Source organism: Microcoleus sp. SVA1B4, assembly GCF_036700545.1.
Classification (GTDB): Bacteria; Cyanobacteriota; Cyanobacteriia; order Cyanobacteriales; family Microcoleaceae; genus Microcoleus.
Genome location: NZ_JAUBPB010000006.1, coordinates 115,045 through 140,221, shown reverse-complemented (window position 1 = coordinate 140,221; position 25,177 = coordinate 115,045). Strand labels below are relative to the sequence as shown.

Annotated in this window: 24 protein-coding genes; 8 read left to right on the top strand and 16 right to left on the bottom strand. The window is 44.9% G+C overall.

What is annotated here, in order from left to right:
• Positions 1–26: 26 nt before the first annotated feature.
• On the bottom strand, positions 27–194 hold the full coding sequence (locus QT987_RS05170) for a hypothetical protein (RefSeq protein ID WP_333055927.1): 168 nt from the start codon (positions 192–194) through the stop codon (positions 27–29).
• A gap of 54 nt (positions 195–248) precedes the next feature.
• On the opposite strand from QT987_RS05170, the gene QT987_RS29855 reads away from it, so the two are divergent.
• Positions 249–440, top strand: a complete 192-nt coding sequence (locus tag QT987_RS29855; protein WP_445299596.1) for a transposase — start codon at positions 249–251, stop codon at positions 438–440.
• Between the two features lie 607 nt (positions 441–1,047).
• Here the strand turns inward: QT987_RS29855 and QT987_RS05165 are convergent.
• From QT987_RS05165 to QT987_RS05140, 5 genes are all read right to left on the bottom strand, one after another.
• Entirely contained in the window at positions 1,048–2,307 is a 1,260-nt protein-coding gene (locus QT987_RS05165; RefSeq protein ID WP_333055928.1) for a glycosyltransferase, read from the bottom strand.
• A gap of 693 nt (positions 2,308–3,000) precedes the next feature.
• On the bottom strand, positions 3,001–3,960 hold the full coding sequence (locus tag QT987_RS05160) for a DUF362 domain-containing protein (protein WP_333237880.1): 960 nt from the start codon (positions 3,958–3,960) through the stop codon (positions 3,001–3,003).
• Between the two features lie 639 nt (positions 3,961–4,599).
• Positions 4,600–4,809, bottom strand: coding sequence for a CsbD family protein (locus QT987_RS05150; RefSeq protein ID WP_333237878.1), 210 nt, complete (start codon positions 4,807–4,809; stop codon positions 4,600–4,602).
• A 197-nt stretch (positions 4,810–5,006) separates the two neighbouring features.
• A complete protein-coding gene (locus tag QT987_RS05145) occupies positions 5,007–5,834 on the bottom strand; it encodes a PHP domain-containing protein (protein WP_039886987.1) in 828 nt (275 codons plus the stop codon).
• Between the two features lie 323 nt (positions 5,835–6,157).
• A complete protein-coding gene (locus QT987_RS05140) occupies positions 6,158–6,559 on the bottom strand; it encodes a hypothetical protein (RefSeq protein ID WP_333237876.1) in 402 nt (133 codons plus the stop codon).
• A 351-nt stretch (positions 6,560–6,910) separates the two neighbouring features.
• Here QT987_RS05140 and QT987_RS05135 point away from each other — a divergent pair, with 351 nt between their 5' ends.
• The gene (locus tag QT987_RS05135) at positions 6,911–7,237 is read left to right on the top strand and encodes a hypothetical protein (RefSeq protein ID WP_333237874.1); all 327 of its coding nucleotides are present in this window, start codon (positions 6,911–6,913) and stop codon (positions 7,235–7,237) included.
• Positions 7,238–7,385: 148 nt separating this feature from the next.
• On the opposite strand, the gene QT987_RS05130 is transcribed toward QT987_RS05135, so the two are convergent.
• Entirely contained in the window at positions 7,386–7,853 is a 468-nt protein-coding gene (locus QT987_RS05130) for a hypothetical protein (protein ID WP_333237872.1), read from the bottom strand.
• A gap of 55 nt (positions 7,854–7,908) precedes the next feature.
• On the opposite strand from QT987_RS05130, the gene QT987_RS05125 reads away from it, so the two are divergent.
• Positions 7,909–8,529: a histidine phosphatase family protein gene (locus QT987_RS05125; RefSeq protein WP_333237869.1), complete on the top strand. Its 621-nt coding sequence runs from the start codon at positions 7,909–7,911 to the stop codon at positions 8,527–8,529.
• Between the two features lie 192 nt (positions 8,530–8,721).
• Positions 8,722–9,105, top strand: coding sequence for a VOC family protein (locus QT987_RS05120; RefSeq protein WP_333237867.1), 384 nt, complete (start codon positions 8,722–8,724; stop codon positions 9,103–9,105).
• Between the two features lie 116 nt (positions 9,106–9,221).
• Here QT987_RS05120 and QT987_RS05115 read toward each other — a convergent pair whose 3' ends face one another.
• Both QT987_RS05115 and QT987_RS05110 read right to left on the bottom strand, forming a co-directional pair.
• On the bottom strand, positions 9,222–9,512 hold the full coding sequence (locus QT987_RS05115; RefSeq protein WP_333237865.1) for a hypothetical protein: 291 nt from the start codon (positions 9,510–9,512) through the stop codon (positions 9,222–9,224).
• Between the two features lie 42 nt (positions 9,513–9,554).
• Positions 9,555–10,226: a phosphoribosyltransferase family protein gene (locus QT987_RS05110; protein WP_333062723.1), complete on the bottom strand. Its 672-nt coding sequence runs from the start codon at positions 10,224–10,226 to the stop codon at positions 9,555–9,557.
• A 193-nt stretch (positions 10,227–10,419) separates the two neighbouring features.
• Between QT987_RS05110 and QT987_RS05105 the strand changes: the two genes are divergently transcribed.
• The 3 genes from QT987_RS05105 (at position 10,420) to QT987_RS05095 (ending at position 13,508) form a co-directional block, all read left to right on the top strand.
• Positions 10,420–11,106: a uracil-DNA glycosylase gene (locus QT987_RS05105; protein ID WP_333237862.1), complete on the top strand. Its 687-nt coding sequence runs from the start codon at positions 10,420–10,422 to the stop codon at positions 11,104–11,106.
• A 223-nt stretch (positions 11,107–11,329) separates the two neighbouring features.
• Entirely contained in the window at positions 11,330–12,598 is a 1,269-nt protein-coding gene (locus tag QT987_RS05100) for a DNA methyltransferase (protein WP_333237859.1), read from the top strand.
• Complete coding sequence (locus QT987_RS05095) at positions 12,591–13,508, top strand: Bpu10I family restriction endonuclease (RefSeq protein ID WP_333237856.1); 918 nt, start codon at positions 12,591–12,593, stop codon at positions 13,506–13,508. Before QT987_RS05100 ends, QT987_RS05095 begins: the two co-directional genes overlap by 8 nt.
• A gap of 31 nt (positions 13,509–13,539) precedes the next feature.
• On the opposite strand, the gene QT987_RS05090 is transcribed toward QT987_RS05095, so the two are convergent.
• From QT987_RS05090 to tyrS, 3 genes are all read right to left on the bottom strand, one after another.
• Entirely contained in the window at positions 13,540–14,124 is a 585-nt protein-coding gene (locus QT987_RS05090; RefSeq protein WP_333237854.1) for a hypothetical protein, read from the bottom strand.
• Positions 14,125–14,290: 166 nt separating this feature from the next.
• Entirely contained in the window at positions 14,291–15,001 is a 711-nt protein-coding gene (gene pyrF / locus QT987_RS05085; protein ID WP_333237851.1) for an orotidine-5'-phosphate decarboxylase, read from the bottom strand.
• A gap of 116 nt (positions 15,002–15,117) precedes the next feature.
• Positions 15,118–16,350 (bottom strand): tyrosine--tRNA ligase, encoded by a 1,233-nt coding sequence (tyrS, locus tag QT987_RS05080; RefSeq protein ID WP_333237933.1) that lies wholly within the window; start codon positions 16,348–16,350, stop codon positions 15,118–15,120.
• A 283-nt stretch (positions 16,351–16,633) separates the two neighbouring features.
• Between tyrS and QT987_RS05075 the strand changes: the two genes are divergently transcribed.
• Positions 16,634–18,553, top strand: a complete 1,920-nt coding sequence (locus tag QT987_RS05075; protein WP_333237849.1) for a transglycosylase domain-containing protein — start codon at positions 16,634–16,636, stop codon at positions 18,551–18,553.
• Positions 18,554–18,747: 194 nt separating this feature from the next.
• Here the strand turns inward: QT987_RS05075 and QT987_RS05070 are convergent, their stop codons facing one another.
• From QT987_RS05070 to QT987_RS05055, 4 genes are all read right to left on the bottom strand, one after another.
• Positions 18,748–19,071 (bottom strand): DUF1825 family protein, encoded by a 324-nt coding sequence (locus tag QT987_RS05070; protein WP_006632589.1) that lies wholly within the window; start codon positions 19,069–19,071, stop codon positions 18,748–18,750.
• 273 nt (positions 19,072–19,344) lie between these two features.
• Positions 19,345–19,938, bottom strand: coding sequence for a signal peptidase I (gene lepB / locus QT987_RS05065; protein WP_333237846.1), 594 nt, complete (start codon positions 19,936–19,938; stop codon positions 19,345–19,347).
• Positions 19,939–20,336: 398 nt separating this feature from the next.
• Positions 20,337–22,814, bottom strand: coding sequence for an ATP-dependent Clp protease ATP-binding subunit (locus tag QT987_RS05060; protein ID WP_333237844.1), 2,478 nt, complete (start codon positions 22,812–22,814; stop codon positions 20,337–20,339).
• 625 nt (positions 22,815–23,439) lie between these two features.
• Complete coding sequence (locus tag QT987_RS05055) at positions 23,440–25,158, bottom strand: hypothetical protein (protein WP_333237842.1); 1,719 nt, start codon at positions 25,156–25,158, stop codon at positions 23,440–23,442.
• Positions 25,159–25,177: the final 19 nt, after the last annotated feature.

Sequence of the window (25,177 nt, the reverse complement as noted above, 5' to 3'; positions counted from 1 at the left end):
GGGCATATCCTGTATGTTTAGGGTGTTTATACAGCATATTCCATGTATATGTAGTACACACTATCTTGTAGTAAATAAGGTGCGGATACACCCATCAATCTGCAAGTTCTATTTAAAAGGTCGATAAAACTTACAGATTGACGGGTGTATCCGCACCAAACAGCAGGCGATCGCTCTTCTTGTGTGTACCACATCTACATGGAATATGCTGTATCTCAAATGAGTTCAAAAGAACCACTCTTGACAGGATGATCCTTTATATCTTGCCCTTAAAGTCAAGTACAATTTATCCCAAATTAGATGAGCTTACCCTGCTGTTTCAACCCCCATACAGTCCGGAAGTAAACCCCATAGAAAGACTGTCGGGCTACGTAAAAAAACAATTGAAATGGTTGAGATTTGACCAAATAGAAGAGTTGAGAGCAGCGGAGCAAAAATAGTTAAATAAGTTGACGTTGGAAGTTATTGCTTCTTTGAGGGGAGGGAAATTTATTTGATAGGATATCTCTGTAGCAGGACTTTAGGAAATTGGTAAGCTGTCGCGCATTTAAATTGTATATTCAGGGCGGGCAGGACGCCCATCCCACAAGACTTTGATTTTTTTTTGACATACAATTTAAAGGCCGCAACAGCTTATAAGTCGGCGCTTTAAAACGCCACTATGTAAACGATGTAAAATGTCTAAATGATCTCTACTGGCTAACTTAAGCCTATTTACATACTGTTACAGTATTCGGTTTAATCCCGCCTACCTACTTAAAACCCCTGTTAGTTTTGCCAGTTCCGGTGGAAAGGAAAATGAGTTGGTCGCTCCATTGTTTATAGTTGCTGTGGGATCTGATAGTTGCCAAGAAAATGTAACCCACTAAAGAATACTTGATAACCTATGGAACAAGTGCGATCGCCCAGTCGAGTTGGATGCTATTAAGTTTGAGAAAAACATCTAAATCTAATGACGATCGCTCGCCTCAACCATTGCCTTTACAAAACCTCCGATTTCCGTGGCTACCTTAATGAAACCTGTCTCAATCATAGGCAGAAGGATTCTTAAGGCAGTTGACTGTACGCCAAAACCATATCGGGAGCATCACATACTTGACTTTCGGTGACTGGATTAGGCCGCGTTGAGTAGGCAATAGCGTGCATATGTTTTACGCGAGCTTGAAAAGTCTTCTCAAATGTGTGCTGTTGAGCAAACTTGAGGGACTTGAACGACATCGATTTAATTTCTTCCCGGTTGTGGCTGAGTTCTGCAATTTTCTTCGCCATCTGTTTAGGCTGATTCATTGGCACAACCCATCCCGTCTCCGACATTTCTGCAATTCCCTCGAATGCTTCGTTAGCATAGCCAACAATCGGCACGCCAGCAGCCATAGTTTCTATGTAAGTACAAGAAGGATCGCCCTGCCGGTGACAGCAAACAAACAAATCAATATTGTTCTTCACAAAGGGGAAGAAATCTGTTTTAAAGTCAGGCACTCCGAGCATTTTTACACAATCATTAAGTTGATTGGCCGCTATTTGCTGGTGCATCATCTCTTCTAATTCACCAATACCACTGATGAACATTTCAAATTTCACCTTCAGTTGTTTGAGTTCTTTAGCGACCTCAAGTAAATGATCTGCTCCTTTCATCTTAATTAGGCGACCTGAGAATACTAGCCGCAGAGGCATATCTGGAGAGCGGTTTTCAGTGCGCCGTTCAATATCAGCTTCTGTTGCTAACATATCCTCGCTAATCCGCGTGTCAAAGAAAAACTGTGGATTGCGATTGATATGCTTGTATTCTTGGTAAGTAGGGGTGCCGTTGCACTGCAATCCATCTGCCATTGCGATTGCCTTGCGCTGCTTATATTCCTGAATGTAAGTCCAAATAATTCTCCGCAAACGGAGCAAGGGATTGCTCGTACTCACATTCACGATCTGTTTGCGAGTTTTCAGACTGTATTCGGAAACGTAAATACACGGTACTCCCGCTATTTTACACACTTTACTGATATGGTTCTGTCTGTATTCCGGGGCTGCCAATACCAGCGAACTCTGATGCTGATGTAGTAAAGCTGGGGTGATTTTGTCAAAAGAAATTATTTCCAGTTTGAATGGCAATTCATCAAGTTTGAATATTTTTGAATCTATCTGGTCGTTGTCTTTTTTCGTTTCTTCCATCATCACCGTAATAGAGCCCGACCAATACTCGGCTAACTCACCAACTGCTTCAATCAATTTGCGGGTGAGTAAAACTTCACCGTTTGGCAAAAGCTTTACTTTGAGTGGCTGTACGATAGTCAGATTGTTGTTAGTAAGCATAGGTTAGGGACTCCCTGATTGTAAGTTTTTACGGTTGATGCGGTAGTGAATCTTTGCTGTTCTTGGCAAGGGCTGTTTATCAATATAACAGACATTTACCGAATTTTAATTTCGCCCCCTGATACGAGAAGCATTTCAGACTCGGTTTCGGAGATATCTAATACTTAAGATTGATTCAGCAACTGGATTAGACCTTTATTATTTAATGGGAGGTCTGTTTGATATGTAGCAATCATCTGCGATCTACGTATAAGTGTCAATAATCTTTTCCGAGCTTTACTAAATCTTTATAGTTTAGCGGTCAATTATAAAGAAAAGTGCAATTTTAGGGTGAATTTGGTTAAAGCAAGGGCTGTTCTAAGTATTTATACTTAAGTAAAATCATCTAACTAGCAAGAATGAGCGCGAGTTGCGAATACGGCGATCTCAATGCTTTAAGTAAGTCGATGGGAAAAAACGCCCCTAGGTAAACGAGGGCAAAGTCTCTAAATGCTCTCTAATGGCTGACTTAAACCTGTTTACATGGTGTTACATTATGCGGTTTAAGCAGGTCTACGTAATGAAACCATAGATTTATAACAAATTTATTATAAACTTTACATAAATATATATCTTGTAATATAATAATATTTTTTGACAATTCCCCTGGCGAAGTAGAAGGAATAAAAAAAAATTTTACCCCTTCTGTCTTCGCTAATGCGAAGCTTTGATGCTGAACTTTTCTTTTATAAACCGGATATAAAGGTGCTTGAAAGCCGACTTCACCACGCGGGGCATACCAAAGTCGATCGCCATCATGCTTTCGGGCAACTTCCAATCTAAAACCTTGAGATTTTCCGGCTGCAAAAGCGGAAAATCAAGATCCTCTAAATTCGAGCAAAGCCCCAATCTCATCGCCGCAGCTACAGTGGGAACCGCCTCCGGATCAGCATTAATAATTTCCACTAAAGTTCTGTCCAAAGCAAACACATCATCAGAGGCGGCCAAAATTCCCAAAAACTTAGGTTCGCCGCCACTTGGCCCGTTACCTTCGTGACCGATAATTCCATCCAAAATCGTCAAATTTGGGTTAATTGCCCGAGCAGTTTCTACGAGCATTTCACCGAATCTGGCGCTATCTTTGCCAGCTTCCATGTGCCACCAAGCCTTCATTTTGCCGGGAACGCAGCCGAACAAATTTTTCACGCCCATTGTCACCGTTAATTGAACGTGAGATTTGAGTTTGGGCAAATTAATCACTACATCCGCTTCCATTGCTTCTTTGCAAATTCGCAGATGATTGAAATCTTTGCTGACTGTTTCGTAGCGTTTTCCTTGAAACTCAACAACTGGCAAATTCAGTTCTTCCAACAGAGGCAAATAACCATTAGCTTTTGCCACACCCATCGCGCTACCAAAAGCCGGACTATCGCCTAAAAAGGGTTTTCCTCCCGCCTCAATGACCATTTTAGCGACGCAGTAAACCAATTCTGGGCGGGTGACACATTCTTTTGTAGGGCGAGAACCGGTGAGGAGATTGGGTTTGAGTAAAACCCGATCGCCCGATTTGACAAAAGCCGAGATTCCGCCCAAGGGTGCGAGCAAACTTTCTAAAGATGTTTGTAAAATTTGGCGATCGTAGGAATTGGCCTGAATTAAGCTAACAGCAGACATAATTATGAATTCCTTGGTAATTGGTTATCGATCTGGAATAATATACCTCTTGAAAAAAAGATATATGTTATCATCACAGGTGTTAAATTGAATCCCCTAGAGCCAACTCATAATTGTAAATTGCTGACAACAAATTACAAAGCAGACCATAACGACTCGACAATATTTTAAAAAATTTGAGACTTCGATTAACCTGTTCAATTCCCTATTCGCTCCTGTGCTAAAACTCTATTGTAGTCTTTTTCTCAAAGATACAGTTTCCCCTTTTTAGGTTGATTTTTAGGGAGATAACTATTGGTGCGCTCATCCTTTATCCCTTGATAGCCACTATCTTGTAAGCTATTTGTTTCGGCATGAAAATTAATTTTATTTTTTAGTCAAATTAAAATCTTGGTAATGCTCCGAGCCAAAAGCAGTGAGGAGTTGGGATTCAATCAACTAAAGCAAACATTTTCATTATATCATAAAAATCTTTTGCAAGAGGTCTAATAGGGACTTCTCCAGTGCGCTTTTGAGGAGATATCGCAGGAGTCACCCATTTTTTTGCACCTGCCAAAAATAAATCATATCAAATCCTTGATAGCAAAGGATTTGATATGAAGCAAATACTCTTCGCCCGGAATTGGTATAACGCAGTTTCTACAATTTGTCGATCGACCTTTTGGCTTGCTCTGCCAGATTTTTAACCGCATTTTTTGCATCTTCGGCTGCGTGGCGGGCAGCCGCTTCGGCTTGTTTGGCTTTGCCTTCAACCTGGTCTTTTCTGTTGCCCGTAATATTACCGAAAATTTCCTGAGCTTTGCCTTCTAAATTTTTGCCGATCGCCTTCGCTCTGTCTTCTGTAGTCATGATAAGCTCCGTTTGGCAAGTTGCTTTAGTAACATTGTAAAATCAACTCGCCTGCAATTGCCTTTAACTTCATATTAATTTATATTCTGCTTGACCTCGGTGTTCTTCTGATGATTTACTTCCGGCAAACTCGTCACTCAAAAAGCCAAGGATTTTTTTTGACAACTGTATACATCCGCAAAATGCGTCATAAAAAACTATTTCAAACTCGCCGCAGCAACTTTAATCGGTTCCAGCAATTCTAACGGCAAATGCAGCATATTCAATTGGGTGCTATCTGCTGCTTTCCTTTCCGGATCGGGGCCGTGATAATCGCTGCCACCAGTTGCCAGCAAACCGTAATGAAGACACAAATCTTTCAACTTTTGGATTTGGCTAGAACTGTGGCTGGGATGGTATACTTCAACTCCCATTAAACCAGCATCTACTAATTCTTTTAAGACTTCTTCAACAGCGCCGCCGCGAAATAAATAAGGGTGAGCCCAAACTGGTACTGCGCCACAACTTTTCAGTAAATCAATCCCTTCGACGATTGAGAATTTCTCGTAATGAACATAAGCCGGGCCGTCATCTCCCAGCCAGCGATCGAATGCTTCCCGCGATGATTTGGCGTGACCGGCTTTTACAAGTGCAGAGGCAATGTGAGGCCTTCCGGGTGCCATTCCTGGGGATGTTTTGGGCAGTTCGATCGCGTATCCCATTGCTGCTAATTTTTCTACCATTTCCTGCGATCGGCGAAACCTTCCTTCCAGGCGATCGTTCAAAGGAACGCGCAACTTATTTGCATCAGGATAAAAACCTAAAATGTGCAGGGAACGGCCGTTGTGAACGGTGCTGAGTTCTAGTCCGGGGACTATTTCAATACCGTGCAAAGCAGCAGCGGCGAAGGCTTCATCCCAACCCGACATCGTATCGTGATCCGTGACAGCCAAGGCGCGAACCCCCGATGAAGCGGCGGCGGCTACGAGTTCGGCAGGAGTGAGAGTGCCATCGGAATAAGTTGTGTGACAGTGGAGTTCTAGCATTTTTTTCGGTAAGTTAAAGTCTGCGAAATCGGCAATTATTCCCCTCACTCATGCCACATATATCGTCATACTATTTTAGATTTTAGATTTTAGATTTTAGATTGGGCATGAGTGACAATATAAGGGTTGGGAGCTTGTCTACTGTTGCATTTTTTTTCGTAACTGGTTTCACAACCAGCAACATTTTTTTTATGTTTATCGTTATTTGTATTTGTAATAACTTCTTGCGCCTTTAATGGGTACACATTTATGCTTATTCAAACTCGGCATGACATGGGTTTCAGCCCGCCTTTGCAGTTTAATTTAGATGCAGAACAGCTTAGCTATTTCTTGATTTCTCGCATTGGGTAAAGGACACCCTCTGGCAATTTGGGAGGAACCGGCGATATTTCAATACTTTGTATGTTGTGAACTGGGATAACTACCAGTTTATCTGCCAATTCGAGAATTACCGGGTCTGCTGTCAACATTTTATGCAGGCGAGTCCCTAAAGTTGCTTGCTCTCCTACTGTTCCCTCTGGCGCAATGAACTGGAAGTGTTGCTGTTTGCCGTTGGTATAGTGGATTGTCAGATTGATAATTCCTTCTGGGTTGGTTGCTTGCATAATTTTTTTCCCTAACAGTCGATCGGGACTTCGCAAAATTAACAATAAATCAAAACTGGCGATCGCACCACCGTTGGAAAGCTCGTTGCAAAGCTTTTGACCAAACCAGGCTGTCGGCACGAAAGTTCGGTTCCTGCTAATTTTATCACAAAAACTGTACGGAAACTCGCCAACTTACCCAGTATACAATTGGCAGTCGCGCTGTCTTCGCTCCTCAATGCGCGAGAGCCTTCGCCAGAAATATTTGGTCGATCGGGCTTTCTTCTATGCCAGTTAGCAAAGTGGCTCAATTTAGCCTCTGTAGCGACTTGACTCAAAGCGGTCTCAAGTCTTACAGCAGAGGCATTTGAGCGCTTTGGGTGTCACGGTTTGTCGAGGGGGGAACTGTGGAGGTTAGGATAGCGGCATTCTGCTGTCACTGACGTAGAGGATTTTTTTATAAATTAATAACATAACATTCAGGTACAGCTTATGAAATCCACACTTTGTTTTCCCGAAACTTCTCTTCACTCTAACGCAGTCACTGTTAATAATAAGGCTATTGACTCTTGTATCCTTACTGCTTGGATTGACTTAGTAGGAGGAGATTTTGAAAGCTTGGGAGGAGATGATTGGCTTCCCTTGTGCGGCGACATAGATGACGGCGAAATTTACCGGGAATGGTTTTTGTGGCAAGACAGCGAAGTGACTCAAGAATGGGAAGCTTACGATCCCATTACTAATTATCGAGTTGTGGCACCTAGCCGAGAAATGATGATTGCTAAAATCGACCAAATAGAAGATGCCAGAACAATTTAGTTGAGAAGGAGAAGGTTAAATCTTGATTTTCAACTTTAATAAAAATTATGTAAACAAACCCGGTTTCTCCCAACCACACTCAAGAAACCGGGTTTTTCAGACCTCAAATCTAGGTGTGAGTTGAGTCCTACTGGTTGAACATAATAATTTATCTCGCTACTGCTTTTTGTTTTTCTCGTTCTAATTTGCGCTGCTTCAAGGCTGCCAGATTTTGTTTAATCGTGTCGATCGCAAATCCAGCTTCCTGCTGTTGGTATAATTCGCTGGCACGGATCAAATCTGCAACAGCCTCCTCATCCGATCGCAAATTCGCACAAGCCAAGGCACGATTGTGGTAAGCTTCTGCCAAAGTTGAAACTTGTTCTACAGCGCTGGTAAATTTATCTTTTGCTTTGCGGTACTTTCCTGACTGATACGCCTCAATTCCTTGTTGAAAATAAACGGAAGCTTTACTGCCGCTGTCGGTATCTGGAAATTCTGGGTAAGTTAAAATTGGTTCTTTAAAGAGTACAGAAATGCTGCCCTTGCCGAAGTAAGCCCAAGTCATTGTTCCAAACCCAATCCCCAGCACAAGGGCAATAATGACAGACAGAGCAATAAAATTGGTGAGTTCCATAGAGCAATATTTGTTGTATTATAATATGATAAGTTAATTCCTAACTTCTGCAACAATGGCTGCACGGATTTACCTTAACTGGAAATGGTTTTTCCGGTCGCTAGCTTTAGTATTGTCGATCGGCTTAATGATTGCAACTGCAAATTCGGACGCAGCAACCAAGGCGCAAACTCAAGCAGGGTGGCAATTGTTGCAGCGGGATGAGACGGGGTTGGTGGTAGCAATGCGACACGCGATCGCCCCAGGTACGGGAGATCCTGCTAACTTTAAGTTGGGCGACTGTTCCACCCAGCGCAATTTATCGGCACAAGGGAGAACCCAAGCCAAGCAAATTGGAGCAGAATTTCGCAACCGCAACATCAAAGTTGCCAGAGTTTTATCGAGTCAGTGGTGTAGGTGTTTGGAAACAGCAAAACTGATAAATTTAGGCAAAGTCGAACCGTTCCCAGCACTGAACTCGTTCTTTAGGGACAGCAGCACAGAAGCCAGACAAACAGCGACAATTCGCAAATTAATTGTTGACAACCGCAACACTAAAGGCGCGGTTATTATGGTAACTCATCAAGTAAATATTACCGCGATTACTGATATTTTTCCGCAAAGCGGCGAAGCTGTGATTCTCAAAAGCGATCGACAAGGTAAAATCCAAATAGTTGGACGAATAGGAGGACTTTAAATATGTAGAAACTTATAATGTTAACAATTCCCCCTTACCCTAAATAATGGGTTTAAAGCCCCAAGCATAAGTGGGATAAATTAAAATCCAACTATTCATTACTGCAATCCTCTTCCTTCCAGGTAGAGGTCGCCCCGCGGTCAACTGTCAACTGTCAACTGTCAACTGTCAACTAAATAATTACCAATTTATATGAGTTTCCTATACAGCGCCGCCCTAGTGACTTTAGCAGACCTTGATAAAGAAGTTCTCGTTAAATTTTACACAAAATTTCTCGACATAGAACCAAACCCTTACATTCCCAATACTTATGCTGAATTTCAACTCCCCGGCTTAAGACTCGGCATATTCAAACCAAAAGATTCCCACAAATCAGAATTTGCAAATCGAGCCAAAACAGGCATGAGTCTGTGTTTGGAAGTCAGCGATATCGAAAATGCGATCGCCCGAATTTGGGCTTTAGGATATCCGCCCGCAGGAGAAATTATCAAAGCTTCTCACGGTCTAGAAATTTATGCCTTCGATCCTGCAGGCAACCGCATAATTTTACATCAATCCCATGAGAATGTAGGATGAGGGCTAATGATTTGTGAACTCTCGATCTTCTCTTCTATCCTCTTCTCTGCCTTTGTGGAACAGGCGTCCCGCCTGTGGTTCTTCCCGTCTTCGCGGTTCGTCAAAAAAAACATCAACTACCTAATCAGTTCAGCAAAACTATAAAAACTGATAATTAATAACAGCAAAGCTGTCAGGTGAGTTAGCTGAAATTGAGGCCGCGGGCCGAGGTATTCCCGCACCAAAATTGAAAAAGACGAACCAATTATATAACTCAGAGACAGGGTTAAATACTGCCACTGCAATGTTACACTCCACAGCGCGAGCAAAATCATCGCCAAAGTCAACATCACCAACTCAACAAAGCGAGGCGGATTGTGCTGAGTAGACAGAATCAAAGTGTCCAACCAATATTGCCAAGGTCTCATGTTTTAGCGATCGAGCTTTTAGATTTAGCCTTCTAGCTTAACCTACGATCGCCATTCAGTTTGTTGCTGCAAACACCTTAAAGCCTCCGCCGTCTCCACCTGCGGAAATTGCCCATAAAAGCGACTAACACTGTAAAAAGGGTGAGGAGTCTCCAGAACGATCAACTTATCGCCCATCTGGGCCAAAAATCCCATCAAATCTGCCGGGGCCACAGGCGCGCAAATCCACAAAGCCAGCGGTTGCTGCGACTCCAAAGCCTTAGCCGCCACAGCCATCGTCATCCCCGTAGCAATGCCGTCATCTACCAAAATCGCCAAAGCCCCCGCCGCGCTGATATTGGGGCGTCCCGGAGACAAATCTGCCAGCAGAGATTGAGCATTATTTTGGGCCAGGGGCAATGCTGATTTTTGCAAGCGTAAATTGTGCTGCTTTTGCTTTTCCCAGAGGACGTGACCATCAGCAGTTGCAGCCCCGATCGCCAATTCTAAATTATCTGGGCGAGTAATTTTCTTCGCGACAACCACATCCAAAGGACAGCCCAAGCGCCGCGCAATCGGCACAGCAACGGGCAAACCCCCGCGCGGCAAGGCGTAAACAATCGGTTTCACCGCCTTCTGTGTCATTAAACTCAACTTGCCGAACTCGTCCACAACTGCCTCGGCCAGTTTTTCGCCTGCATCGGCGCGATCGTCAAAAAACGGGTTAGAGAACATATTTTTGCCTGTACGAGCTCAACCAAACAATTGGAGATTGTGCCAGTGTTAATTTGAGAAAAGTGCGTGAAGCGTAGCTATCCCGTAGGGAATCGACAGCATCGCACACAAGCTTCTAGCCAATCTCAAATCACACAACCCGATCTAAACTATAAACTCTAGGCTCAAAAATATCTCCCTAATTGTAAAAAGTATGTCCAGCGACTTGCAACTCAGCCTTTTTGACAACAATCAAAGTGCCACTTTCCAAACAGACTCAATACCAGCAAATGCCAAAATTCCCATCCCTCCCGGCACTTATCAAAATATGGAACAAATCGCCGAGCACTGCAACCGCTGCTACCGCTGCGAATTGGGCAACAGCCGCACTCACGCCGTCATCGGCCGCGGCAATCCTCAAGCCTCAATTTTGATTGTGGGAGAAGCGCCCGGACAAAACGAAGATGAAACCGGATTGCCCTTCGTCGGGCGATCGGGCAAACTGTTAGATAAGATTTTAGAATCCGTGGGATTGAGTGCAGAAACCGACGTATTCATTGCCAACGTCATCAAATGTCGCCCTCCCAACAACCGCCCTCCAACAGCAAAAGAAATCGAAGCTTGCAAACCTTACTTGCTCGAACAAATTCGCATCTTAGACCCCAAAATTATTTTATTAACCGGTGCAACAGCCCTCAAAGGTTTGCTAAGCGACAAGCGCCCCATTAGTAAAATCAGAGGTCAATGGATTAAATGGGAAAATCGTTTGTGTATGCCAATTTTTCACCCGTCGTACTTGTTGCGAAACCCCTCCCGTGAACCGGAAACTCCGAAATGGTTTATGTGGCAAGATATGCAGGCTATCAAGGCTAAACTGGATGAATTCAAAGAGCAATTCTAATCAATTTTTCTTGTTGATTGGTAGGCTGGTTTGAGGCACAATCTCGGATTTTTACCCACAATCTTAAAACCCGCCCCCACCCACCGAAAAATTATAATTAATTTTCATGTGTAATTTGTAGGGGGCTGGTTTCACCAACAATCTCTGATTTTTACCTGCCATCTACAAAACAAGTTCCCGCTTTCCATTCATAAATTCACGCCCCGTAGTAAAAATCCGAATTATGGTTGTCTCTAGTATTTTTAGTGAAACTCCTATCAATAGACAAGAAATTCCTCAAGAACTATTAGACATTGAAGATAAACAACGTACTAATCCACTTCCTTGGAAAGGGCAATTTTCCCCCCAGTTCGTCGAAACTTTGATTGATAAATATGCCAATAAAAATAGTGTGATTTTCGACCCATTTTTAGGTAGTGGAACAGTTTTATATGAGGCAGGAAGATTCGGACTGGAAGCCTGCGGAACAGAAATCAATCCAGCAGCTTTAATCCTAGCTAACACTTATAAATTCATCACTATCTCACCAAGAAAGCGTGAAAAATGTATCAATTGTTTTCTCACTCAACTAAAAACAGAGATATGGGAGAGAATGCCACTATTCCAAACTATACAAAAAGAACTTACACCCAATGATTTAATAGATAAAATTGTAGACGTAGCCGTTGATGATGAAGAAAAGTTCCTTAATATTCTACATGAAGCATTAGTGATATTGCTAGACTTAGAAAACAAAAAACTTACCCAATTAAGAGTTTTTACAATTGCGGAAAATATCGCTACTTTTGTCCTTAAACTACCCTATAGTAAAAAGCCGATAAATGCCTACAATGCCGATGCAAGAAACGTTCCCTTACAAAACTCCAGCGTCAATCTTGTGATTACCTCCCCCCCTTATATCAATGTATTTAACTATCATCAGCAGTATCGCGGTTCTACTGAAGCACTAAACTGGAAAATTTTAGAGGTGGCAAAATCCGAGTTTGGTTCTAATCGCAAGCATAGAAGTAATAGATTTCTAACTGTCATTCAATATTGCTTAGACATCGCCTATACTTTGCAAGAATTGTTAAGAATATGCAGCCCTAACAGTAGACTAATATTTGTAGTAGGTAAAAAATCAAATATTAGAGGAACGCCTTTTTTAAACGGGGAGTTAGTTGCAGAAGTTGCTCGTCAAGTATTGGGGATTAGCTTAGATATCCGTCAAGAAAGAAGTTTTGTAAATCGCTATGGAAAAATTATCAAAGAAGATATACTACACTTTACAAAAAGAGAAGACTTACAGTATTATTTTGCCATAGATCAAGCCAGAACTCTTTCTATAGAAGCTTTAATATCTGCTTATTCCGTAGCGAATGAACAAGTAAAAGATGAAATCAAGGATGCTATCGATAAGGTTGCCACAGTACAGCCCTCACCTTATTTCGATCTGCAGCGTTCACGAAAAACCATTGAAATACTCAACCCAAAAGAAGAAAATTATGTTTAATTTAGCTCAACCACATGGGGACAAACTAGCAGCATTACTTGATAACGTGAAATTACCTCCTACAGATAAACGGCGTGTTAATCAAGCAATCGAATACTACAAAAAATGGTTGGAAACGCTTAAAAACATCAGGGGGGATGATCTGAAAGTTGTTCCAGAGATGGTATCCCATCTAACCTCCTATAAGCGATACATTGACGTTGAACTAATTTTTGACAGTGACAATGATTTTTTGTACCGTCAAAAAGGGCAATTAAAACTTGACAACTCAATTATTGAAGAATTTATACCTATCTTAGTTACAACCGTCTTTGCAGATTCATTAAAGGACAAAGAATTATCCTTTGGCCCAACACAGTGTTTTTCATCACTACGATTTGAGTCAAGTTTAAAACTCAGTCCAAAAGGCGGTGGGATGAGTATTCGAGCCAAGGATCAAGATTTTGCGATTAGTAGAAAAATATTTCTAAAAGCCTCTCATAACCAAGATTTTAAGGAGGCTACCTCCCGCGAGGCAAATATTGCTTATGTTGCGGCTGAGTGTAAAACAAATCTTGATAAAACCATGTTTCAAGAGGGCGCAGCAACTGCCCTGGATGTAAAATTGAGTGTACCAGGAGCCAAGTATTTCTTGCTATGTGAGTGGCTTGATATGTCGCCGATTAGCTCATCACTCACAGCTATTGATGAGATACTAATTTTGAGAAAAGCAAAACGCTTATCGTCTAATATAAGAAGTGCTTTTAGTACGGTAGAGGGAAGAAAGAAAAATAAAGATTATTTTGTCAACCATCTCGATAACAACCCCTTTGCACCGGAAGTTTTTATGAGATTTTTAAGTGAGATTGAAGGGATGATTGGTAAAGATGAACTAGACGAAGATGACGTGCTGTCAAGAGGTTATTTTTAAGTGTAAAAAAAATCATCGGAACCAGCGAAAGTTATGGCTTTGCCTGACAATCGCGCAGCCACAAACGAATAGCCTCAGCAATTGCGCTTTTGTCGCTATCTTGCTCAAATAAAGGACGAATATCCGCCGCAGTACCAAACCGAGAAACGATTTTTGCCAACTCCCAGCCGTTCGCAGTTTTCATAAAAAACAACCAATGATATTGCTGAATTTCGACTGGTTTTTCCCCGCGATACTGCCGTTCCAAAGTAGTAATGAAAACTTGACTGGCATTTTCAGGAAGTGCATCTTCAAAATTTAAAGGTAGCGGTTCAAACTCCGGGCGGCCGGCTAAAATTATTTGCGGCAGCGCGTAACCGGGCGGTGTATTAGTGTTAGGAGAAAAGTGCGATCGCACAATTACGCGATTAGCATAACTCGGCAAATCTTGCAACAGGCGATCGACCAAAGTTTCTAAATCAGCCGGACAGGGCGATCGCGCTAACAAACCCGATCCACTTGCGTTTATACTGCGATCGCGATTTGTGACAAAATTAGCAGCCAAAGTCGGAGTTGCAACCGCAGATATCAGCAGATAAACACAGATGAACGCAGATAAAATTCCATTGGCGTTCATCGGCGTTTATCGGCGGTTAAAACTGAGATGTTGCACCATTCTCAATAAGCCTTTTATGAACAGGCAAGATGCCTGTTCCACAAAGAGTGAATTTTCTTGTGGAACAGGCATCTTGCCTGTTCTTGAGAATGGTGCAAGATGTGAGTTAAAAACAACATTCATATTGTTACTCCAACTCTTCACAAATACGCGCAAAAGCCACCGCCGGATCGTCCGCAGCAGTAATTGGCCGCCCAATCACCAGATAATCAGCACCAGCTTTCAAAGCGGCCTTTGGAGTCATCGATCGTTTTTGATCGCCTCCCTCAGCCCATTTCGGACGCACACCGGGACAAACTAACACAAAATCATCCCCGCAACTCATTCTTAACTGTTCCACTTCTTGCGGAGAACAAACAGCACCAGCTAAACCAGTTTCCTTAGCCAACAATGCCATGTGTAAAGCATATTCTGGCAACTCCAAAGGTATTTTCAACTCAAAAGCCAACTGTCGCGAATTCAAACTCGTCAACAGAGTAATTGCAATCAACTTAGGACTCGGTTTATCCACAGCCGCCGCCCCTTCAGTCAAAGCCAACTGTGCCGCTTTCAAAGCATCTTTACCACAAGTAGAATGGATAGTCAATAAATCCACATTATACTTAGCAGCAGCCCGACAAGCACCAGCCACAGTATTCGGGATATCGTGAAACTTCAAATCAAGAAAAATCCGCTTTTCCCGCTGTTTTAAAATTTCCAAAATCCCCGGCCCGGAACTCACAAACAGTTCCAAACCCACTTTCCAAAAAGATACATCAGGCAGTTTGTCAAGAAGTGCGATCGCCTCTTCTTGACTCGAAACATCCAAAGCAACAATAATTCGATTATCAGCGTTCATAGCGCGTTCATCTTCAGTATTCATCTGCGGTTAAAAAAATAGATTAGTCATCGCAATAATTGCCTGTTTTGAACAGGCAAGATGCCTGTTCCACAATAATTATTGGAGATGTCTATTCAAGACACCAATCGAACAAACTTATTCTTCCCCACCTGCAAAACCTTACCGCCTAAATCAGCCGGTGATTCAAAAGTAAGGTTAACATCAGAAACCCGATCGCCCTCCAACTTCACCCCACCGCCCTGCATCAACTTCCGCGCATCACCGCTGCTTTTACAAAGCCCGCTAGCACTGAGAATATAAAACAACTTAGCCGGAAACTGCACACTTGCCAAAGAAAACTCCGCCACAGCATCAGCTTGTCCCGCAGCACCTTTAACCAGCGCAATTGCATCATGTTGTGCGCGTTCCGCCGCTTCCTTCCCCCGATACTGGCGCACCACATCCAAAGCCAAAAGTTTCTGTTTTTCTCGCGGATTTTCGGGCAATTCATCAAGTGGCAAATCTGTCAATAGTTCAAAATATTGGGCGATCGAACTATCGGCAATTTTCTCCAACTTAGAATACATCGTCAGCGGGTCTTCCGACAAACCGACATAATTATTCAAAGACTTCGACATCTTCTGCACCCCGTCAGTCCCGATTAAAATCGGCATCAGCAAACCAAACTGCGGCTTCATCCCAAAATGCCGCTGCAAATCTCTCCCCACCGCAATATTAAACTTTTGGTCAGTTCCCCCCAACTCCACATCAGCTTCCAAAGCCACCGAATCGTAACCCTGCATTAGTGGGTACAGAAACTCATGCAGATAAATCGCATTTTCCTGCTGCATCCGATTATCAAATCCCTCTTTAGCGAGCATCTGCTGCACCGTCATCGTGCCTAGCAGTTCCAAAATCTTCGCCAAGTCCAATTTCGACAACCACTCGGAGTTATAGCGAATTTCCAAACGTCCGGGCGTGTCAAAATCTAGAATCGGACGCACTTGGTCTAAATAAGTCTTGGCATTTTCCGCCACTTGTTCGGCAGTCAACTGGCTACGCATCTCTGACTTCCCTGTCGGATCGCCAATTCTTGCGGTAAAATCTCCGATCAGCAGTACGGCTGTGTGACCGGCATCCTGAAAAGCCCGCAGCTTGCGGACGCAAATGCTGTGTCCCAAGTGAATGTCACTCCCTGTCGGGTCAATTCCCAGTTTGACTCGCAAAGGTCGATCGACTTGGGCCAGCAGTTGGGCTAAATTTTCGTCAGGGTTGCTAGAATCAGGTCGATCTGGAAAAATCTCGCTGATGCCGCGGTAAAGCGCTGAAAGGTTAGGAGTTATCATCGGGGAGCGATCGTCCATCATATTTTGCCAAAGTGCAGCAGAATTAGTTACACTCACTGGTTGACGCATAAAAACATAACTATCACGCTACTATAATCCGAAAGCTGACCGGCTTTCATTAGCTGACCCCGCCCAAAGTCGTGGAGATCCCCAAATTTTAGACTCTTGTTCAAACTCCCAGATTCATCTGTGGAATAAATCTAAAATCTCAAATCTCCAATCTCAAATCGACTGACAGTCTCTAGGTTTCGCATCTAAAATTAAAAGTCTTAAACCCCAAATCGAGTGAGGAAGTGAAATCCACGTGTCAACCAACGCAGTCCGCAATAACACGGAAAACTCAGCCCCCGTATTCGAGTTTGTTCAGTCAGTCAGTAAAGTGACCGCCGGAACCATACTCAGCATGACAATGCTTGCCAGTTCCGTAGTCGCTGGTGGACTGGTTGGCTTAGCGATCAGCTTCCGCAATTTGCCAGATGTTCGGATCTTGCAAACCTACTCTCCCACAGAAACTACCCACATTTACGACATCAACGGCAAGCCGCTAGCTAGCATCCACGACGAAGCCAACCGGGATGTCGTACCCCTTGACCAAATCTCCCCGAACCTGAAACGAGCTGTTCTGGCGATCGAAGATAGCAACTTCTTCACCCACAAAGGCATCAACCCCGGCGGGATAGCCCGAGCTCTGATAGTCAACCTAGAACAAGGTAGAACCGTTGAAGGCGGCTCGACTATGACTATGCAGCTAGTCAAAAACTTGTTTCTATCTCCCCAGTCAAAATTTAGTCGCAAGGTAGCTGAAGCGGTAATGTCTATCCGCTTGGAGCAAATTCTCAACAAAGACCAAATTCTGCAACTATACCTGAATCAAATCTACTTAGGTCACAACTTGTATGGCGTAGAGACAGCCTCTCGAAGCTATTTCAACAAATCAGCAAGTAATTTGACTCTTTCAGAAGCAGCGATGCTGGCCGGCTTAATTTCTGCGCCCGAAGAATACAGTCCTTTCGTCAATTACAAGTTGGCAAAAGAGCGGCAAGCCCTCGTTTTAGGCCGCATGAAGGATCTTAAATGGATTACGCCGGCCCAAGAAACTGCTGCCCGCCAGGAAAAAATTAAGCTAGGCAAAATTACCTCTTTTGGCGGCTCTCAAGTTCCTTACGTAACACAAGCCGTAGTCCAGGAACTGACTGGGCGTTTCGGGCGAGATGCCGTGGTTAAGGGAGGAATGCGCGTTCAAACCACGATCGACCTCAAAATGCAGCGCATAGCCGAAGAAACCGTCAAAGCGTGGCACAATCGGCTTTACTACCAAGGCCTGTTTTACGATCGCCAGGAAGGTCAAATTGCCCTAGCCGCCGTCGATCCCCGCACCCACTTCGTCAAAGCAATGGTTGGCGGCGTCGATTACGAAAAGAGCCAGTTCAACCGCGCCATTCAAGCACGTCGCCAGCCCGGATCTGCTTTTAAACCTTTTATCTACTACGCTGCCTTTGCTAGCGGCAAATACGCCCCCGATTCAGTTGTCTACGACTCCCCTGTCGGCTACCGCGACGGCGACGGCTACTACTACCCTCAAAACTATGGTGGCGGCTTCTCCGGTGCAGTCAGCATCCGCAGAGCTTTGGAAGTATCTCTGAACATTCCCGCCGTCAAGCTTGGCCAAGAAGTCGGATTGAATAAAGTGATTGAGATTTGCCGCGTGCTCGGCATCAGAAGTCCGATGGAACCGGTGATTTCTTTGCCCTTGGGTGCCGTTGACCTCACTCCTTTAGAAATGGCCGGAGCTTTTGCTACCTTCGCCAACAACGGCTGGCATTCTGACACCACGTTTATCGTGCAAGTAACTGACAGCAGCGGCAACGTCTTGCTCGACAATACGCCCAAACCCAAATTAGTTCTCAATTCCTGGGCGGCGGCATCTGTCAACAGCGCCCTGCAAGGGGTAATTACCAGCGGAACGGCAAGGGCGGCTCAACTTGGGCGGCCGGCTGCTGGGAAAACTGGTACAACTTCCTCAGAACGGGATATCTGGTTTGTGGGTTACGTACCCCAGTTGTCGGTGGCTGTTTGGATGGGCAACGACAATTATAGACCCATGAGCTACGGTGCTACTGGCGGTGGGATTGTCGCCCCTGTTTGGCGCGATTTTATGAGCCAAGCTTTGCAGGGAGTTCCCGCAGAAAGTTTCAAACCTCCTTCAGCTTTTGAGCGCCCTTAACTATCAGTCATTAGTCATTAGTCATTAGTCATTAGTCATTAGTCATTAGTCAGGGGGCATGGGGCATGGGGCATTGGGCATTGGGCATTGGGCATTGGGAATACTTTCTTCCTTCTTCCTTCTTCCTGACATCCGTTACATCCGTTAAATCCGTTACAGAATCCGTTGCCGAACTTCCTTCTTCCTTCTGCTCACTAGGATTGTTTTTCCAGCTCAGATTTCATCCGCTCCAGCGTTGAGTTCATTTGCTCAAACATCTGCTGGGGCGTGATGCCAAATTGATTGAGCTGTGTTTTTAACTGCTCTACAGTCATCTGAGCCATGAAGTCCTCAGACAGCTCGAAGCGCTTCATAAAAATACGGTAGCGCTCCATCATTGATTCCATCTGAGCGATGAACATTTTCTTGCCTTCGCGATCGAATTTGCCGTAATTGCCACCTAGTTTGATGAGAGATTGATAGTCTTCAAACAACAGTTTGGCTTCTTGCTGAACAATTTCTGAATCAAAAAATCCCATAGCTTTCCTAATTTTTTAATATTCAACTAATTTTGATCTAGGCGAGAAATCCCGCTGCTTTTTGTACCATTTTATCAGTTGCCGGAGGAAGTCCCTACCCCTGAAGGTACAAGAATAAGTAGAAATTTCCGTACAGGAGAGGCATCGGGCATCGGGCATCGGGCATCGGGCATCGGGCATCGGGCCCGAAAAGCATTGGTTATTGGTTATTAAAACTCACAACCAACCAATAACCAATAACTAATGACTGATGACTGATGACTAATGACTTCTTCAAACTTCCCCGATGCGTTCTAGAGGCCAAAACCGCACTACAGCGCGGCCGATGATATTCTGCTTAGGTAAAAATCCCCACCTGCTGGAGTCGTTGCTGTTGTTGCGGTTGTCTCCCATCACAAAGTATTCATTTTCTGGGACGCGATAAGGCCCCCACTGGTATTTAGGAGGTTCGGCAATATATTTTTCGACCAGGGGTTTGTCGTTGAGATAAACTAAACCTTTTTTAACGGCGACGGTTTGACCCGGTAAGCCAATTACCCGCTTGATGAATGCTTGGTCTTGGGTAAAGCCTTGTTCTTGCAACTTTTCGGGCGGCGCAAATACTACGATGTCGCCAGTTTTTGGAGGTTCGAGGTAGTAGGAGATTTTTTCGACTACGACGCGATCGCCCACGTGCAGAGTGGGTACCATAGAATCTGAGGGTATGTAGCGCGGTTCGGCGACCAAGGCTCGAATCACTATTGCTAAACTCAAAGCAATAATCACTATCTGAAGATTTTCAAAGCTAGACTTCCACGCTTTCTGCCACCAGGTTTCAGGCGGATTTTCTGCTACTTCTGTACCCAATTTATTTTTTTCAGATGTCATGAAAGTCCTCGCTAAATAGTTGCCACTAATTATCTGATTAAGCTAATTAGCATTTAAGTTGCATCTCACGAAATAATTCAACAATGAGCGATATGGGCACGCGAGCCCGCCCCAAATATACAATTTAAATGCTGATTAGCTTACCATTGAAGTAGGTCGCTGTTAATTACTAGACTTGAAGTGCAGGCATTGGCAAAAAATCTACAAATGCTTATGCGTTGCATCTACGGTTTCCCTATCAATCAAAGATTTATGCAATAAGTCTACTCTTGATATTAACTCATAAAAAAGGCAGAGAATTTAAATTCTCTACCTTTTTTATGTGAGGATTTTGAGTTGTTTGCGATTGCGAGATTGGTTATTTCCCAACTTAACTCGCGATCGCACACAACTCAAACTTACTCAACACCTTGGGGCAGCAATTCCCGCTTTTGACCTTGCAGCACCTTAACAATTCCGTCCTCGCCCACATCCACAACAGCGGTGTCACCGTCTTTGATGCGGCCAGAAAGGATTTCCTCAGCCAAACTGTCTTCCAGCAAGCGCATGATGGCGCGGCGCAGGGGTCGGGCTCCGTAGCTGGGGTTGTAGCCTTCTTCTACCAGCCGTTCTTTGAATTTTTCGGTCACTTCCAGAGTGATGCCCTGTTCTGTCAAACGACCGAACACTTCTTTGAGCATGATAACCGCGATTTCCTTGACTTCTTCCTTGTTCAACTGGCGGAAGACGATAATTTCGTCAAGTCGGTTGAGGAATTCGGGGCGGAAGTAGTTTTTGAGTTCTTCGTTAACCAAAGAACGAATGCGGTTGTAATTAGCATCGGCTTGGTTGTCGCTGAACTCGAAGCCGAGACCACCGCCACCTTTTTCAATCACCTTAGAACCGATGTTTGATGTCATGATCAGCAGTGTATTTTTGAAGTCTACGGTGCGACCTTTGGCATCAGTTAAACGGCCGTCTTCCAATATTTGCAGGAGCATATTGAAGACATCGGGGTGGGCTTTTTCGATTTCGTCGAACAGCACGACGGTGTAAGGACGGCGGCGGACTGCTTCTGTGAGTTGGCCGCCTTCGTTGTAGCCGACGTAGCCCGGAGGAGAACCGATGAGTTTGGAGACGGTGTGACGTTCCATGTACTCGGACATATCCAACCGAATCATGGCGTCTTCGGAACCGAAGAAGTAGCCGGCTAGGGCTTTGGTGAGTTCGGTTTTGCCGACGCCGGTGGGGCCAGAGAAGATGAAACTGGCGATCGGGCGATTGGGATTTTTCAAGCCAACGCGAGCGCGACGGATGGCGCGGGAAACGGCTTTGACTGCTTCTTCCTGACCGATCAAGCGCTGGTGCAAGGTATCTTCCATGTGCAGCAGCTTTTCGGATTCGGATTCGGTCAGTTTGTTGACCGGGACGCCCGTCCAGCTTGCCACGATTTGAGCAATGTCTTCTTCGGTGACAACTGGCGATGGGTCGGTTTCGCCGGTGCGGGCCGAGTCGGTTTTTTTGGCTTGGGAAATAGCGCGAATTTCGGCTTTAATGGTCATTTCTCGATCGCGCAATTCGCCCGCTTTGTCAAAGTCTTGAGAACGCACCGCTTCGTCTTTATCTTTGAGGACTTGGCGCAATTCTTTGTCAAGTTCTTTGGCTGCGGGGGGCAGTTGAGAGTTGATCAAGCGGACTCTAGAACCAGCTTCGTCTACCAAGTCAATTGCTTTGTCTGGGAGGAAGCGATCGGAGATGTATCGGTGAGAGAGTTTGGCTGCAGCTTCGAGGGCTGTATCCAAGATTTTCAGCTTGTGGTGCTGTTCGTAGCGTTCCCGCAGACCGAAGAGAATCTCGATCGTCTCGTCTACAGTCGGTTCGCCGACCATCACGGGCTGGAAGCGCCGTTCTAGGGCTGCATCGCGCTCGATGTGCTTGCGGTACTCGTCGAGGGTGGTAGCGCCGATACACTGGAGTTCGCCTCTAGCCAGAGCCGGCTTGAGGATGTTGGCGGCGTCGATCGCCCCTTCAGCAGCACCTGCACCGATCAAAGTGTGCACTTCGTCAATCACCAAAATCACGTTACCCGCCGTGCGGATTTCGTCCATGATTTTTTTGAGGCGTTCTTCAAATTCGCCCCGGTATTTCGTCCCGGCGACGAGCAAACCGATGTCGAGGGTGACGACGCGCTTGTCTTCGAGAATGTCTGGGATATCGTTGTTAGCGATGCGCTGGGCCAGACCTTCGGCGATCGCGGTTTTACCAACTCCGGGTTCGCCGATGAGCACCGGGTTATTTTTGGTGCGGCGACCGAGGATTTGAATTACCCGTTCGATTTCTTTTTGGCGTCCGACTACTGGGTCTAGTTTGCCATCGACCGCCATTTGAGTCAGGTTGGCACCGAATTCATCGAGGGTTGGGGTTTTGGTGCGGGCACCGCCACCAGTGGCTGCGACTTCTGCGGTTTCTCCCAGCATCCGAATCACTTGGGTGCGGACTTTCGATAAGTCTACTCCCAGGTTTTCTAAGACTCTGGCCGCTACTCCTTCACCTTCGCGGATCAGGCCCAGCAGCAGGTGTTCAGTACCTATATAATTGTGTCCGAGTTGGCGAGCTTCTTCTAGGGATAGTTCTAGAACCCGCTTGGCGCGGGGAGTGAACGGAATTTCGACTGCTACGAAGCCGGAACCGCGCCCGATGATTTTTTCCACTTCAATGCGCGCGTCTTTCAGGTTGACGCCCATTGATTTGAGGACTTTCGCTGCAACCCCGGTTCCTTCTCCGATCAGACCCAGGAGGATCTGTTCTGTCCCTACGAAGTTGTGACCCAGGCGGCGAGCTTCTTCCTGGGCCAACATGATTACTTTTATTGCTTTTTCTGTGAAGCGTTCAAACATGATTTATTCCCATCACCTGCTGCTATGTGCCCGTTTCGAGGTCACGCTCGCACAACGAGCGTTTGTGTTCGAGTGTTAACTCGTACTGCTTATTCTAGCGCGACACTCCCAACCTATCTGCCGCACTCGGCTGCGGTTGCAGATTCCAGGCTCATGTTGCAGGGTGGCTTTCAACTGGGAAGACCCAAATGGTGGCTGACCTACAACCTCCCCTAGACTGCAAGAAGATTGCTCTTCTCGGCCCGTGCCCAACCTACGACTGCGTATTGATGGATTCTAGCATAATCTTTTTGGCTGTCATGCAGGTGCCAAATGGATATTTCTCGAAGTGTAGGGCAGTTTTTTTACAAAAGTTATTGGTTAGACTGGCGATCGATGTACGAACTTTAAAAAAATTAGGACTTACGGATGAGGCCCAGAAACCGAGTTTTTTCACGAAAAGACGCGCTGTAGCCCACAAATTTAGCAAAAAACCCGGTTTCTTTAGTCGGAATGCGTGCACTGAAAGTTTATGGTTTTCCTTTAGCGCAACTACAAACCTCAAAATCGATCGTAGTGTAGTGTTGCCAAGTTCTAAAGATTGACTGCTCGCAGCTACCTCTGCAATACCGGAGAAAGGTCAAGCCTAAAATATCCTTACAGGGAACTGCATTTGCGAAGCCCAGAGACCGTCAATCTTTGCAATCAATTCACTTCCCGCCCAGAGAAAAGTTTGAGTGATGAGGTTTTGCGCCTCAATATTCACGCCACCCAAAATTATGTCACTGTCTGGATTAAACCTCTGAATATAGGCGTAATCATTTCCACCAGCGACTGAGTACCAATTTCTTGTACCATCACCAATATAAAATGTGTTAAGAGATTGACCGCTGTTGCCAATTAAAGTATCTACCTCAGCACTAGACAAACTGTTGTTTTCTGAACCTCTTAATATGTTCTGACCGGTACCACCTGCGAGAGTGTCGTTCCCCAAACCACCAAACAAGATATTGATGCCGTTTCCACCAGTGAGATAATCATTACCCTCATCACCGCGAATGGTATTCCTGCCATTTCCGCCATTGATGTTGTCATTTCCAGGCCCGCCAGAGATGGTGTCATTCCCAGTGCCAGCAGTGATAAAATCACCACCCGCCTCACCAAAGATCAGATTATTTCCATCTCCGCCACCAAGGGCGTCAACTCCATTCCCCCCAGAGATGATATCATTGCCAGTGCCAGCAGAGACAATATCGTCCCCATCCCCAAAATAATAAGTATGGTTGCCGTTGTTGTTGTAATATTTGGCAAAAACCCCAGTCCCTGTTAATACGTCGTTTCTGTTAGTCCCATAGATGATTCGGTCATTTATCCCGCCATCAAGCTTAGCACCAACTAGAAACAAAGGATTATATTCAGTATCAACAGGAATCACTCCTTCATGCACTTGAGGAGAGACATTAAAATCCCCTTTATAGAAATTTGGTCGAAATTGATGATCTGCCCGCGTGTCACTCAGACCCAGAATATTTGTGGCTAAACGAGAATGGCCGGCTGCATCAGTTTTAACCAAATTTGTGTAGGCGGTGACGACACCGTTGTGTTGAGCAATTTGTGCCGAGATATTACCCGGATTGGTGCCGAAGTCAAACAGGAAAGATTCCTTAGCAGTTCCAGCTTGAGCTTCATTTCCTGCTAAACTACTGATGCCATTAAAACTTCTTGAAACCGCAGCACCACCAAGGTCTAAGCGTTTGATTGGGTCTGGAGTTCCTCCGTTTTCTAAGTATCCATTTGATAGGTCAGTATCGTAGCCATTATCTGTATCGTATGGACTGACACCTCTGGCTTTATTTGATGCTGGGTCAAGGGCTGTCACCGAACTTACTTGACTTCCGTAGCTAGTAAAACTGGCAGCAAGATCGCTGGCTAAGTGAGCGCCGAGACTATTACCAACAATATTGAGTGCTGCGGCTGGCATTCCCCACTCAACAAGTTTGTCTCGGACTGCGTTTGCCACTGGGGTAATCCACGAACCCGATCTGTAAAGGTCTCCAGCGGCTATCCCTAATGGCCCAATATTGAAAAACTTGGTTCCGCTCACTTGAGTCCAGTCAAGGGCTAAAACCGTATCGTTTGGGTTGGCATCCCTGATGGCTGCCGCCAGATTTGGATCGTAATAATCGGCGGGATTTGTGAAACCCGGAAGTAGCAGCCATACTTTTTGTCCACTCCATTGCTCGGCAGAGGGAACGGAGAAGGGCGCGCGAATATTTATTTGACGCTGACTTGGACTAAAAGCATTGCTAGGTGGGTTCTTAGTTTCGCCACCTGTCACCAAAAACGGAGTATCGATTACTGTCATGGGAAATTCCTCTCAAGTT

Bases quoted from the DNA above. Each gene is read 5' to 3' on its own strand.
- QT987_RS05105 (WP_333237862.1), top strand. From the start codon at position 10,420: ATGTCCAGCGACTTGCAACTCAGCCTTTTTGACAACAATCAAAGTGCC.
- QT987_RS05115 (WP_333237865.1), bottom strand. From the start codon at position 9,512: ATGAGACCTTGGCAATATTGGTTGGACACTTTGATTCTGTCTACTCAG.
- QT987_RS05150 (WP_333237878.1), bottom strand. From the start codon at position 4,809: ATGACTACAGAAGACAGAGCGAAGGCGATCGGCAAAAATTTAGAAGGC.
- QT987_RS05100 (WP_333237859.1), top strand. From the start codon at position 11,330: ATGGTTGTCTCTAGTATTTTTAGTGAAACTCCTATCAATAGACAAGAA.
- QT987_RS05095 (WP_333237856.1), top strand. From the start codon at position 12,591: ATGTTTAATTTAGCTCAACCACATGGGGACAAACTAGCAGCATTACTT.
- lepB (WP_333237846.1), bottom strand. From the start codon at position 19,938: ATGACATCTGAAAAAAATAAATTGGGTACAGAAGTAGCAGAAAATCCG.
- QT987_RS05125 (WP_333237869.1), top strand. From the start codon at position 7,909: ATGGCTGCACGGATTTACCTTAACTGGAAATGGTTTTTCCGGTCGCTA.
- QT987_RS29855 (WP_445299596.1), top strand. From the start codon at position 249: ATGATCCTTTATATCTTGCCCTTAAAGTCAAGTACAATTTATCCCAAA.
- pyrF (WP_333237851.1), bottom strand. From the start codon at position 15,001: ATGAACGCTGATAATCGAATTATTGTTGCTTTGGATGTTTCGAGTCAA.
- QT987_RS05130 (WP_333237872.1), bottom strand. From the start codon at position 7,853: ATGGAACTCACCAATTTTATTGCTCTGTCTGTCATTATTGCCCTTGTG.
- QT987_RS05160 (WP_333237880.1), bottom strand. From the start codon at position 3,960: ATGTCTGCTGTTAGCTTAATTCAGGCCAATTCCTACGATCGCCAAATT.
- QT987_RS05110 (WP_333062723.1), bottom strand. From the start codon at position 10,226: ATGTTCTCTAACCCGTTTTTTGACGATCGCGCCGATGCAGGCGAAAAA.
- QT987_RS05055 (WP_333237842.1), bottom strand. From the start codon at position 25,158: ATGACAGTAATCGATACTCCGTTTTTGGTGACAGGTGGCGAAACTAAG.
- QT987_RS05120 (WP_333237867.1), top strand. From the start codon at position 8,722: ATGAGTTTCCTATACAGCGCCGCCCTAGTGACTTTAGCAGACCTTGAT.
- QT987_RS05135 (WP_333237874.1), top strand. From the start codon at position 6,911: ATGAAATCCACACTTTGTTTTCCCGAAACTTCTCTTCACTCTAACGCA.
- QT987_RS05070 (WP_006632589.1), bottom strand. From the start codon at position 19,071: ATGGGATTTTTTGATTCAGAAATTGTTCAGCAAGAAGCCAAACTGTTG.
- QT987_RS05165 (WP_333055928.1), bottom strand. From the start codon at position 2,307: ATGCTTACTAACAACAATCTGACTATCGTACAGCCACTCAAAGTAAAG.
- QT987_RS05170 (WP_333055927.1), bottom strand. From the start codon at position 194: ATGTGGTACACACAAGAAGAGCGATCGCCTGCTGTTTGGTGCGGATAC.
- tyrS (WP_333237933.1), bottom strand. From the start codon at position 16,350: ATGATGGACGATCGCTCCCCGATGATAACTCCTAACCTTTCAGCGCTT.
- QT987_RS05145 (WP_039886987.1), bottom strand. From the start codon at position 5,834: ATGCTAGAACTCCACTGTCACACAACTTATTCCGATGGCACTCTCACT.
- QT987_RS05090 (WP_333237854.1), bottom strand. From the start codon at position 14,124: ATGAACGCCAATGGAATTTTATCTGCGTTCATCTGTGTTTATCTGCTG.
- QT987_RS05060 (WP_333237844.1), bottom strand. From the start codon at position 22,814: ATGTTTGAACGCTTCACAGAAAAAGCAATAAAAGTAATCATGTTGGCC.